At 43.4% G+C, this 12,936-nt stretch carries 10 protein-coding genes; 5 read left to right on the forward strand and 5 right to left on the reverse strand.

Annotated elements, in window-relative coordinates:
- The first annotated feature begins 4 nt into the window (after window positions 1-4).
- The 3 genes from CXF80_RS05870 (at window position 5) to CXF80_RS05880 (ending at window position 7,246) form a co-directional block, all read left to right on the forward strand.
- Window positions 5-3,154, forward strand: a complete 3,150-nt coding sequence (locus tag CXF80_RS05870; protein WP_101031996.1) for an efflux RND transporter permease subunit — start codon at window positions 5-7, stop codon at window positions 3,152-3,154.
- Window positions 3,155-4,524: 1,370 nt separating this feature from the next.
- On the forward strand, window positions 4,525-5,271 hold the full coding sequence (locus CXF80_RS05875; RefSeq protein ID WP_101031997.1) for an HAD-IIA family hydrolase: 747 nt from the start codon (window positions 4,525-4,527) through the stop codon (window positions 5,269-5,271).
- Window positions 5,272-5,587: 316 nt separating this feature from the next.
- The gene (locus tag CXF80_RS05880) at window positions 5,588-7,246 is read left to right on the forward strand and encodes a M28 family metallopeptidase (protein WP_101031998.1); all 1,659 of its coding nucleotides are present in this window, start codon (window positions 5,588-5,590) and stop codon (window positions 7,244-7,246) included.
- A gap of 134 nt (window positions 7,247-7,380) precedes the next feature.
- On the opposite strand, the gene CXF80_RS05885 is transcribed toward CXF80_RS05880, so the two are convergent.
- On the reverse strand, window positions 7,381-7,779 hold the full coding sequence (locus CXF80_RS05885) for an ACT domain-containing protein (protein WP_101031999.1): 399 nt from the start codon (window positions 7,777-7,779) through the stop codon (window positions 7,381-7,383).
- Between the two features lie 583 nt (window positions 7,780-8,362).
- Here CXF80_RS05885 and asnB point away from each other — a divergent pair.
- Both asnB and CXF80_RS05895 read left to right on the forward strand, forming a co-directional pair.
- Entirely contained in the window at window positions 8,363-10,027 is a 1,665-nt protein-coding gene (asnB, locus tag CXF80_RS05890; RefSeq protein ID WP_101032000.1) for an asparagine synthase B, read from the forward strand.
- 129 nt (window positions 10,028-10,156) lie between these two features.
- On the forward strand, window positions 10,157-10,672 hold the full coding sequence (locus CXF80_RS05895) for a GNAT family N-acetyltransferase (protein WP_101032001.1): 516 nt from the start codon (window positions 10,157-10,159) through the stop codon (window positions 10,670-10,672).
- Between the two features lie 29 nt (window positions 10,673-10,701).
- On the opposite strand, the gene CXF80_RS05900 is transcribed toward CXF80_RS05895, so the two are convergent.
- The 4 genes from CXF80_RS05900 to CXF80_RS05915 all read right to left on the reverse strand — a co-directional run bounded on the left by CXF80_RS05900 (window position 10,702) and on the right by CXF80_RS05915 (window position 12,670).
- Entirely contained in the window at window positions 10,702-10,905 is a 204-nt protein-coding gene (locus CXF80_RS05900) for a DUF1289 domain-containing protein (RefSeq protein WP_164839495.1), read from the reverse strand.
- Entirely contained in the window at window positions 10,880-11,230 is a 351-nt protein-coding gene (locus CXF80_RS05905) for a VOC family protein (RefSeq protein WP_101032003.1), read from the reverse strand. Before CXF80_RS05905 ends, CXF80_RS05900 begins: the two co-directional genes overlap by 26 nt.
- A gap of 190 nt (window positions 11,231-11,420) precedes the next feature.
- The gene (locus tag CXF80_RS05910) at window positions 11,421-12,122 is read right to left on the reverse strand and encodes a DUF445 domain-containing protein (RefSeq protein WP_101032004.1); all 702 of its coding nucleotides are present in this window, start codon (window positions 12,120-12,122) and stop codon (window positions 11,421-11,423) included.
- Between the two features lie 158 nt (window positions 12,123-12,280).
- Window positions 12,281-12,670, reverse strand: coding sequence for a GNAT family N-acetyltransferase (locus CXF80_RS05915; protein ID WP_101032005.1), 390 nt, complete (start codon window positions 12,668-12,670; stop codon window positions 12,281-12,283).
- Window positions 12,671-12,936 lie beyond the last annotated feature (266 nt).

Raw genomic sequence — 12,936 nt, forward strand, 5'->3', positions numbered from 1 at the left:
ACAAATGATTGAATCAGTTTTGCGTCTTGCCATAAATAGACGCTGGATGATGATGTTCCTCGCCATGCTGTTAGTTGCAGTAGGGCTCTGGAGTTATCAAAAATTACCGATTGATGCCGTGCCTGATATTACCAATGTGCAGGTGCAAATTAGCACGCGCGCCGAGGGATATTCGCCGTTAGAAACAGAACAGAGAATTACCTACCCAATTGAAAATGCACTAATGGGGATCCCGCATCTTTCTTACACTCGATCGCTGTCGCGTTATGGTTTGTCGCAGGTAACAGTGGTGTTTGATGAAGGCACCGATCTATATGTTGCCCGCAATCTTATCAGTGAACGCTTAAACGGTATTGAAGGTAAGTTACCAGCAGAGATTGAGCCCGAAATGGGGCCGATATCAACTGGGCTTGGTGAAATCTTCATGTACACCATCGAAGCATTGCCTGATGCTAAACAGGCTAATGGCAGTGATTACGATACAACCGTACTGAGGGAGATCCAAGATTGGATAATTAAGCCACAGTTAGCGCAGGTTGTTGGTGTTACAGAAATTAATACTATCGGCGGTTTTGATAAGGAATACCACATCACGCCAATACCGACGAGAATGCTGGCTTACGGTATTTCATTTGCTGATATTAAATATGCGCTGCAAAACAGCAATAGTAACCGCGGCGCCGGCTATATCGAACGTGATGGTCAGCAATTAACAGTGCGCTCAGCTGCGCAGTTAAAGACCATTAGCGACATTGAGCAAGTTGTGGTTAAGCATATTGATAACGCGCCAGTCTTTATTGCTGATGTGGCCGAGGTTGGCATTGGTAAAGCGCTGCGTACAGGTGCGGCTACCCGTGATGGCAAAGAAACTGTATTAGGCAGCGCCATGATGCTGGTGGGCGAAAACTCGCGTCAAGTATCACTCGCCGTTGCCGCTAAGCTTGAAGATATCAAAGCCTCTTTGCCATCGGGGATTAAAGTTGAGGCGGTGTATGACCGCACCACCTTGGTCGATAAAGCCGTTTACACCGTGCAGAAAAACCTAGTCGAAGGTGCGCTATTAGTGATTTTGGTGCTGTTTATATTGCTGGGTAATGCCAGAGCGGCATTGATTACCGCAGCGGTGATCCCACTGGCGATGTTGGCGACCATGACGGGCATGGTGCAAGCAGGTGTATCGGCTAACTTGATGAGCTTAGGCGCATTAGATTTTGGCCTGATAGTCGATGGCGCAGTGATTATTGTGGAAAACGCCATTCGTCGCTTAGGTCAGGCGCAGGTAAAGAATGGTGGCCATGTGCTGCCACGTAAACAACGTTTGCAGCTGGTGTTTGAAGCTACCAATGAGGTGATCCGCCCAAGCTTATTTGGCGTGTTGATTATTACTGTCGTGTACATTCCGCTGTTTAGCTTAACGGGTGTCGAAGGCAAGATGTTCCACCCAATGGCGGCGACGGTTGTGATGGCGCTATTGGCGGCATTAGTGCTGTCGTTTACCCTGGTTCCTGCTGCGGTTGCCCTATTTATGACAGGTAAAATTAGCGAAAAAGAGAGCCGTGTTATTACTGCGACTAAGTCGCTGTATAAGCCGTTACTGATTGGTGCGATGAAACTGCGTTGGTTGGTGTTAAGCGCCGCAGTGGCATTGGTTGGCTTCTCTATCTGGCTAGCAACGACCTTAGGCTCTGAGTTTATCCCGCAGCTCAATGAAGAAGATATCTTGTTGCAAGCTATCCGTATTCCGGGCACAGGACTTGAACAATCAGTTGATATGCAAATTTTGCTAGAAGAGCGCATCAAACACTTCCCGCAGGTGTTGAATGTGTTTTCTAAGATTGGTACCCCAGAGGTGGCGAATGATCCAATGCCGCCAAATATCGCCGACACCTTTATTATGCTTAAGCCCCGCAGTGAGTGGCCTAATCCTAAAATGAACCATGACGCGTTAGCGGCCGATATTGTGGCAGCTGTTGCAGGTCAGCCGGGCAATAACTTTGAGTTAACTCAGCCAATTGAGATGCGATTTAATGAGTTGATCTCAGGTTTGCGAGCAGACTTAGGCATAAAAGTGGTGGGTGATGACCTACAGCAATTACTGACTTCTGCTAATGCTATTCGCGAAGTGTTAGAGCAAATAGATGGCGCTGCCGACTTACAAGTCGAGCAGGTAACAGGCCTGCCTATGTTATCGATTCAGCCAGATCGTCTCGCGTTGGCGCATTATGGTTTAACGGTTAATGAACTGCAAGACTTTGTCGCGACGGCAATCGGTGGTGAAGAGGCCGGACTTATTTTTGAGGGTGATCGTCGCTTTAAAATGGTAGTGCGTTTGCCCGAACAGATTCGTCTGGATATTGAGCACTTGCATCAACTGCCCATCGTCTTGTCATCAGGTGAATTCGTACCCTTGTCTGAAGTCACTAAGTTAGCGATTGCGCCGTCACCAAATCAAATTGGACGAGAGAACGGTAAGCGCCGTATTGTTGTCACGGCCAATGTGCGTGGCCGCGACTTAGGCTCGTTTGTTAGTGAAGCCAAGCAGCAAATTAGTCAGAAGGTCCATATTCCTGCGGGTTACTGGCTAGAGTATGGTGGCACCTTTGAGCAGCTTGAGTCAGCAAGTCAGCGTTTATCTATTGTGGTGCCGCTAACGTTGGCGCTGATTTTAGGGTTGCTGGTGATGGCTTTTAGCTCGGTGAAAGATGCGCTGATTATTTTTACCGGTATTCCCTTAGCCCTAACTGGCGGGGTGATTTCACTGTGGCTACGGGATATGCCGTTATCTATCTCTGCAGGGGTAGGTTTTATAGCACTTTCTGGCGTCGCTGTACTTAATGGCTTAGTGTTGCTGAGCTTTATTCGCCAACTGTATCAAGAAAAAGGCGAGCTTGTGTCTGCGATTATTGATGGCGCGCTCACTCGACTGCGGCCAGTATTGATGACGGCACTGGTGGCTGGTCTTGGCTTTGTACCTATGGCGCTGAATATAGGCACTGGTGCTGAAGTGCAGCGCCCAATTGCAACGGTAGTGATTGGCGGGATTATCTCATCAACGATACTGACGCTGTTTGTACTGCCTGTCTTGTATGTTATGGCGCATCGGCGCAGTGAAAAAGCAAGCGACTTAAGAGGCCCGCGCGAGCTAATTAGTTGAGCTTTATTGCCATAAAAAATCTGCCTTCTGCAGAAGGCTTTGATTGAGCCCCCTTTAAAGGGGGCATTGTTTAATTCAACTATAAATGAGCTTGTTCTTACTGCTCTATCTAGTCCTGTAAAATAAACACTTCACCCAGATTGCTAGTGATACCAATGCGTTATGAAAAAATATTGGTATCGACCTGTTTTAGAGTCGTCTCCCAAAACAGTCCCGTCAGGCAACGTAGAAGACGATATAGCTATATTTTCTAGCCCAAATGGGCAATCGAATATCGTAATTATGGTAGTGGTCATTAGAGTGGGATTTCCAAAACCTAGTTCTCACTCTCGCTAAGAGCTCATGAAACTTTCTATCATAGACATTGGATTTATGTAAGCTTACTAGCGATGACTATGTAACCCTTGCATAAATATGTGACAGAAACAGTGCACAGATTCAAGTCCTGCTCAATAGTTCAAGTATTGCAAAGTAGCCATACTTAAATCAGGGCAAGCATCGGTGCCAACACGTTTTGGGGCAAAAACGAGTTGGTTTTTGATTTAAAAATGTACAAATTCAACTTTAAACTTGAGGGCGTTGAAGAAAATAGCGTGAAGCTCACATGGATGTGAGCTTAGCTTTCGCGGTACAGGATGTACCATCGGAAGCGTTAGCATTTTCGAATAAGTCCGAAGAACACTAAATGAAGTTAAAAGCTAGATCAATCCCCATGGCGACCTTTTCGCTGTTCAGAAAATGTTGCGGGGCGGCTGGGAGTTCCAAGAGGGAATAGCCGTTGATTTCCTCTTGGTCTGGTGTGGGTGAAGCGCCACGACGTTAGTGGCCGCAGGCCATATCTTAAAAACACTTCGGGGCATAAATGATTTGGATACCTAGCTTGCAATTGGTGTGATTCAACTCTGAACTTGAGGCCGTTGAAGACTCTTTTCAACAGAATGCGTTAGCCTGACAGGCTTTTCACGCACATCTGACCTATATGGATATTGGTAATGTCATTATGATGTCGGGAACATCATTGACCATGTGCTTCAACGCATCCTACCTATCAGAGTCAGGCTAGCTTCCGCGGTACAGATTGTTCATTGGCATCTCACCCATATGGATATGGGAAATATCATTATGATGTAAGGAACAGCGTTGACCATGCCGCCACAACGTTAGTGGCCGTAGGCCATAGCGTTAAACAACCCAAGGACTCGGTTAACACGATGACCGAATAAACGCTAAGCGGCAATCTATCGGCAACAAAAAGCTCACAAGGTGTTAAATCAAACTCTAAACAGCCCTTTTTTGGATTTAATCATTGTTTTCTCACCTGAATGAGCATTAGATATACAGAGGTTGTATTTGAAGGAAGAAATCATTGAATGAAAAATATTATTTGCGACATTGATGGTGTATTACTGCACGACAACAAGCTCATTCCCGGAAGTGACAAGTTTATTCACCGTGTGCTTGAACAAGGCAACCCGCTGGTCATCCTCACCAATTATCCGGTGCAAACCGGCAAAGACTTACAAAACCGTCTCGGCGCGGCAGGCATTAATGTGCCAGAAAGCTGTTTTTACACTTCAGCTATGGCCACTGCCGACTTTCTTAAACACCAAACCGGCAATAAAGCCTTTGTGATTGGCGAAGGTGCACTTACCCATGAGTTGTACAACGCAGGTTTCACCATAACCGATATTAACCCAGATTTTGTTATTGTCGGTGAAACCCGCGCTTACAACTGGGACATGATCCATAAAGCATCTCGCTTTGTTGCTGGCGGCGCACGCTTTATTGCCACCAATCCAGATACTCATGGCGCAGACTTTAGCCCTGCATGTGGCGCGTTATGCGCAGCGATTGAACGTATCACAGGTAAAATGCCATTTTATGTGGGTAAACCAAGCTCGTGGATTATTCGCTCAGCCTTGAATCATATTCAGGGGCACTCTGAAAACACCGTAATTATTGGCGACAACATGCAAACCGATATTCTCGCAGGCTTTCAAGCAGGACTTGAAACCATTTTGGTCACCAGTGGCGTGAGCCAAATGATTGATATTGACAAAGAACCTTTTAGACCTAATCACGTGTTTGCATGCGCCGCTGATATTGATGTCGTTTAATCGATATCTTTACTCAGTGACAGTTTGATTGTCTCGCCATTAAATTAATGCTCGATACTGATACGCGAGACACTATTTTATCGCAAGGTAAACCCTTTAATATAGAATAGTACTCATATGATTGCGGGAGTAAAACGTCCAATATCGCTTAAGCACTATTGATTCACGTCAACAAGATCAAATAGTTAATAAGATGAGTGTCAACGACACAATTTACATTAGGTAACACAATTCCAAGCCAGCAACCTTGTTTTCAAGCACTGGCTTGCCTCATTATGCTCGTCTGAAATAACAAATAATAATAACAGGACATAGCATGAAACGATTGTTGCCTTTTTGCGCCATTGCCTTGCTGACAGCATGCAATAGTGACGATGCTAAACACGCTTCGACCGAACAAATTGCCCCAGCTAAAGTCACTGCTGTGACGTTTAATGAACAACGCTTTAGAACCGACATTGAAACATTATCGTCTGATAAGTTTGAAGGTCGGGCGCCCACCACCCAAGGTGAAAAACTTACCCTAGAATATTTATCTGCCGCATTCACTCAAATGGGGCTTAAAGGCGCCTATAACGGCAGTTTTCTGCAACCAGTTCCAATGGTGAGCTACACCGCCAGCGAGCAACAACGAATTAATTTAGCTGGCATGGACATGCAGTATCGCCAAGATATTGTGCTAGGCAGTCGTCATGATAACCACCAAGTCAGTATTAAAGATGCGCCATTAGTGTTCGTCGGTTACGGTATTAATGCACCAGAATACGGCTGGAATGATTACCAAGACCTCGACATGAAAGGCAAAATTGCCATCATTTTAGTTAATGATCCAGGCTTTGCTCATCCTCAAGGGGCGAAGTTTAATGGTAAGGCGATGACTTACTATGGCCGTTGGACTTATAAGTTTGAAGAAGCCAGTCGCCAAGGAGCATTGGGCGCTATCATCATCCATGATACTGAACCCGCTTCCTATCCCTGGTCGGTAGTCGAAAATAGCTGGATTGGAGCTCAACAAGACTTAGTCCTTAGCCAAGCAGAACAAGATCAACGGGTTCAAGTTGAAGGATGGTTAACCCTAGACACTGCAACTGCCTTGTTTGACAAAGCCGGTCTATCATTAACATCGTTAATGGATCGCGCGGCCAACAGTTCACTCAATGTCAATTTAGCCCAAACTGCCAGCATTGAATTTGCTAACAAAACAGAGTATGCCGACAGTTATAATGTGGTTGCAACATTAGCCGGCAGCACGGCAGCCGAAGAACAGATTTTATTCACGGCCCACTGGGATCATCTCGGTAAAGATGACACCAAAGACGGTGACCAAATTTATAATGGCGCATTAGATAATGCCTCAGGCACTGCGGGCATTTTAGAAATTGCCCGCCAGTTTGCGCAGCAAGCCGAACAAGGTCAAGGCTTAGCCCGCTCATTAACCTTTATTGCCACTACGGGTGAAGAACAAGGCTTATTAGGCTCACGTTACTATGCTGCTAACCCTATTTATCCCATTGATAAAACGGTCGCTGTTTTTAACCTAGACAGCACCAATGTGTATGGCAAAACCAAAGACTACACCATAGTTGGCAAAGGTCAGTCTGAGTTAGAAAACTATTTAGACCGCGCTGCAGCTAAACAAAATCGGATTAGCAAGGGCGAACTTAACCCCGCATCAGGCGGTTTTTTCCGTTCAGACCACTTCAGTTTTGCCAAATTAGGTGTACCGGCAGTATTTGCCGGTGGAGGTAACGAACCGCTTGATGAAGCAACAGCACAATACAAAACCGCAATGCTGGTGAAAATGAAAGGCTGCTATCATAACGTCTGCGACGATTACCGTCCTGAATGGGACTTATCCGGATCATTACAAGATTTAGGCGTGTATTACCAAGCCGCAGCTGAGCTAGGTAATAATCAAGATTGGCCAGGATACTTTGCCGGGTCTGAATTTAATCAATTACGTCCTGCAGATTAATACAACACCACCCTATTCCGCCCCCCCAAACAAGGATTGGCCCATCATGTATTTGATGGGCTTTTTTATTGGTATTTGGTGCTATTAGCATTTATGTCATTAGTCTTTGAGTTAATCCTCTGGATAAACGGTACTCACACTTTACTAAATTCATTTAGCGCTTCGATGGCTAAAGCCGCCTTTTCTGTTTGCACAAAAATATGGTCATGATAATACGCGGCAATAACATTAGCGCTAATGCCTTTTTCGGTGAGTTTATTGGCCACTGCAGCCGTTAAACCGACGGCATCAAGGCTAGAGTGTACCGTTAAGGTAATGCCTTTAAATACTGATTCAAATGACAAACCGCCCTCAATAGCAGCCGCTTTGGTTAATACTAATGTCAGCCCTTCAGATTCGCGAAACGTCGCCAGTGGCGATAAAGTTTGGTAATCACCATATTGCCCCTGCACTGAGCAAAAAACATATTCGTCATCTAATAATACCGGTGACATCGATGCGAGTAGTGCCGTTAAATTTGTTTCACCAAGCATACTTTTTCCTTAAATAATTTCCGTTATAAGGCGATTTTATGAATCAAGGTATTCTTTTGCAAATAAAAAGGGGCTGCCTGACTAAAATGTCGCCTAACTTAAATGCAGCTTATGCCACCCAGCCACAACATAAGTGACCAAGGTAACCCTATCCAGTCTTAATATACTTAACAAGTTAAGCCTTGCTTGGTTGGCTATCACCGAGTGAACGGGAGCCCCAATATCGCGCATAAATAATCCTATTAAGCTTGGATATGGCTAACCAACAGCACAAAAACGACTATTCAACCTTCTTTTTGCTCAAATAACGATCAGGCGCACTGCCTTAGTGCAATTATCGTTTTAGTTGTATTTGATTATGGAATATCAAAATAAATCATCATAATCGCAGTAAAAATAAAGATATCTCATAAAAATAGAAGTTATTATTAGTAATGTTTAAATAAAAAGATATTTCGAAGAGAAAAAATCATTAAAACAACCAATTTTATGATGTTATCTTAAAAAACAAACTTGGCAGTTAACCAAAATGCTGGCAAAGTAGTGGTAGAAAAAGATTAGCCAACGCTGCTGGAGCCGTACTATGTGTTCAATATTTTCGATTTTAGATATCAAAACTGATGCAAGCCAACTTCGTCATGTGGCCTTAGAAATGTCAAAATTACTGCGTCACCGCGGTCCAGATTGGTCTGGTATTTATGCTGATGAACATGCCATTTTAGCTCATGAACGTTTATCCATTGTTGACGTTGACCATGGAGCGCAACCGCTTATCAGCACTGATGGCAACTTAGTATTAGCCGTAAACGGTGAAATTTATAACCACAAGCAATTAAAAGCTCAGCTTGGTGACAAATACCAATATAAAACTAACTCAGATTGTGAAGTGATTTTGTCACTTTACCAAGAATACGGTTGTGACTTTTTAGACAAACTGAACGGCATCTTTGCATTTGTACTGTACGACAAAGCCAAAGGCACTTACTTAATCGGCCGCGATCATATGGGTATAATCCCACTTTACACTGGCTTCGATGCATCTGGTAACTTCTATGTTGCCTCTGAAATGAAAGCATTAATGCCGGTATGTAAAACCGTTGCTGAGTTTTACCCTGGACAGTATTTATATTCTGCCGACGGTAAACCAACCCAGTATTATCAACGTGATTGGCGCGATTTTGATGCGGTTAAAGACAACCCTGCAAGCATTGAAGAGTTGCGTGAAGCATTAGAAGCCGCAGTAAAACGCCAATTAATGTCAGATGTACCTTACGGGGTATTATTGTCTGGTGGGTTAGATTCATCAGTGATATCTGCCATTACCCAAACTTACGCCAAACATCGTATTGAAAACGACGGCGAAACAGGCGCATGGTGGCCACAACTGCATTCATTTGCCGTAGGGTTAGCGGAATCTCCAGACTTAGTTGCCGCACAAAAAGTGGCTGACGCCATTGGCACCATTCATCATCCTATTGTCTATACCTTCCAAGAAGGCTTAGATGCGATTAAAGAAGTGATTTATCATCTCGAAACTTACGATGTCACCACGATTCGAGCGGCAACGCCAATGTATTTAATGGCACGTAAAATTAAAGCCATGGGCATTAAAATGGTGCTGTCTGGCGAAGGTGCTGACGAGTTATTCGGTGGTTATCTGTATTTCCATAAAGCGCCTAACGCGCAAGCATTTCATGAAGAGTTAGTTCGTAAGCTAGATAAACTTCACTTATTTGACTGCTTGCGTGCCAACAAATCCATGGCGGCATGGGGACTTGAAGCTCGGGTGCCTTTCTTAGATAAAGAATTTATCGACGTAGCAATGCGTATTAATCCAGAAGCCAAAATGTCTAAAGATGGCCGCATCGAGAAGCACATTTTACGTCAGGCATTTGAGGATAAATTGCCAAAAGAAGTGGTATGGCGTCAAAAAGAACAGTTCAGTGATGGTGTAGGTTACTCTTGGATTGATGGTTTAAAAGCACACGCAGCAGAAAACGTCGGCGACGTGCAATATGCTAACGCAAAATTCCGTTTCCCATACAACACGCCAGAGTCAAAAGAAGCCTATTTTTACCGCAGCTTCTTTGAAGAGTTTTTCCCATTAGCCAGCGCAGCTGAAACAGTGCCCGGAGGAAAAACAGTGGCTTGTTCAACCCCTGAAGCACTATTGTGGGATGCAAGTTTGCAAGGCCTTAACGACCCATCGGGCCGCGCAGTTAAAAACGTTCACGCTAGCGCTTACTAATTTTTCCTCGATAGCTAAACACCACCCTATTGGGTGGTGTTTTTGTTTGCCTCCATCTTGTAAGATAATGACAACAGCGTCCAGAGGCATAATGCTTAGCGTATTAATTGAGCAACAATAAGGTTTCCCATGACAGATATCAGTATTTTCAATCTTGAAATGACCGACCCTAGTCAATTAAAGCCTAAAAATGATCCCAACGGATTAACCGTGGTTGAGGTAAAAATAAAACAATATCAATTTAATCGGTTTCTATATCAATTTGTCGGTGCGGGGTGGGAATGGACAGATAAACTGACCTTGACCGATAGCCAGTGGCAAGAATATAGCGAAGCGGACAATTTACATTTGTTTGTGGCCTATAAAGATGGCGCACCAGCGGGATACTTTGAATTACAGCAGCAAGATGATGCGACTGTAGAGATTATGTATTTTGGCTTAGGCGAACGCTTTATCGGTAAAGGATTTGGCGGCTATTTACTGACCCAAGCCATTGAGCAGGCTTGGTTGTTACCCAACACCCGCCGAGTTTGGGTACATACTTGCTCGTTAGATCACCCCTGCGCATTACAAAACTATCAAGCACGCGGATTCAGTTTATTTAGAACTGATACCGAACCAAGAATGAACCCAAACTCTGCGTAGCGAAAAAAAGGTCATTGATAACTGTCGTACTAACGGTTTTTACACGCGATACTGCGTTGTTGTAATATTTCAAGTAACGCGCTTTTTTGTTGCTCGTTCATTGAGTGCCAAGCCAGAATTTCGTCGAGCGAGCGATGACACCCTAAGCAGACATCCTGTGCATCTAAACAACATTGCCTCACGCAAGGTGAGGCAATTTGATTAACGTTACTCTGACCATACGCCATATTCATTACCATTGGTGTCAGAAAAATGAAAACGTCTACCCCCAGGAAAACTGAATACGGCTTTGGTTATCTGTCCACCAGCCTGAATAATTTTGGCTGCGGTCGCGCCTAAATCTTGGCTATAGAGCACAATTAACGGGCTGCCTTTAGCTAAGGTAAATTGACACTCAGCTCGATAAAAACCACCATCAATTCCGACCCGCAAAAAGCAGCTGTATTCAGGACCATAGTCTTGAAACTGCCAACCAAAAACCTGAGTAAAAAAGGCTTTGGTTGCAATGATGTCTTTCACGGGTATTTCTAAATAATTAATACTATGATGTTGACTCATGCTCACCTCTATTACTCAGGGCTAAAACTAAGAACTAATGCTAGGAACGGATGCTAGGTACAATCACTCAGTACTCATATTTAGTACTCATATTTAGTACTCATATCCAGTACTCATACGATAGCGCAATACTATGGCTTACGACATTAATATGATGAATGATACGATAGCTTGATTATAGTCTGTCGCCCTATTGTTGCACCAATGCCGCAACGGCACCAATAACACCGCCAAACACACCACCCCATACAACTAACCAACCTAAATGGGTTTTAATCATATCTTGGATGATTTGTTTAACTAATTCAGGCGTAAGTTCATTTAAACGCTGTTCGACAATATTGGCCACCTTCGCTTGCATATCAGCGATGATATTTGGCTTTTCAAGTTCATTGACTAAAATCGCATTAAACTCTTCACTTTGAGCCAGTTCAACTAAAGACAGTTTCATTTTTTCAATAAAAGGCTCTTTTAGTGGGATCAACGCCTCTGTGCCACCAAACATTGCTATCATGGCACCAAATGATGACTTTTCGATGGTCGACACCAATGCATCGAATGACGGCGCCAAATCAATTTGTTCAATCACAGGTGTTAAATCAATACTGCTGGCACTGCTGGTTGTCAAAAAGCGATCGATATTCTCTTGGGTAAAAAATTGCTTCATCATTAAATGTTTAATGCCCAATTTAAACTCTTCGAAACGCGATGGAACCACTCCAGAGCCATACAAACCGGGGACCTTTTCAAACAACATATGGATCGCCAACCAATTTGTTAACGCACCCGATAATGCAAATAATCCTATCGTCAGCACAATCTGTTGTTCTAACACATACCCGACCAGCATAAGAATGGCCGCAATAAGGTTGGTTAATACACTCTTATTCAATCTTTGTTCCTTAACATCTACGATGAAAAAATAATAAAAAACCTCAGCTATTTTACCAGAAAAATAACTGAGGTTTAAAATAACTAACGCTTATATTTTGATAGTTTGAGCTAGCAAGGTCAAACAGCCGTCAATCGAGTTCACATTGGTGATTTATGCTAAAAACTAACTGATTCCGACTCAACAATGCCCTCTATATCGTGGCGATTAATTAATAATACTCCGGTACTTTGTGCCAATGCTTGTGCTTTTTGATACATCTGACTGATAATATCTAGCTGCTGATCCTGTGGTGAGACAAACACATCCTCTAAATACCACACAGGCGCCAGTCGTAATGAAGAAAACGACGGATACAGTTGAATAAAACCCATCATTTTATCTTCTTTGAACGACACAAAAATCATCGAATCATTTTCAGCCAAGCGATGTTTTAAAAAAGCATGGCAGGCACGATAGTCTGAGGCTTGGTGTAATTGCTGCCGATATTGATCAAATAGCAGGCTCAACGGTTCTAAATCTATGCTCGAAGCAAGACGAATTTGCATTTGTCATCCTTGAAAATTGAGGTTAAATCCGCGAATGGATACTGCAGATATTATGCTAAATAAATGATGCCATCACGCCATAAGGGCCAAGGATAACATCCCGCTATAACGACTTAACACTCCTAGTTAAAGTCAGATACGAAAATAAGTTAACAATAAGATAAAATAAAACCTATTAATTACATAAACTTAAACATAAAGCTACCATCAATAAACCTAAATGTAAATTAATCAGTTTTGCGGCCAAAATAATGATTTGCAAAGAT

The organism is Shewanella sp. Actino-trap-3 (assembly GCF_002836275.1).
Taxonomy (GTDB): Bacteria; Pseudomonadota; Gammaproteobacteria; order Enterobacterales; family Shewanellaceae; genus Shewanella; species Shewanella psychromarinicola.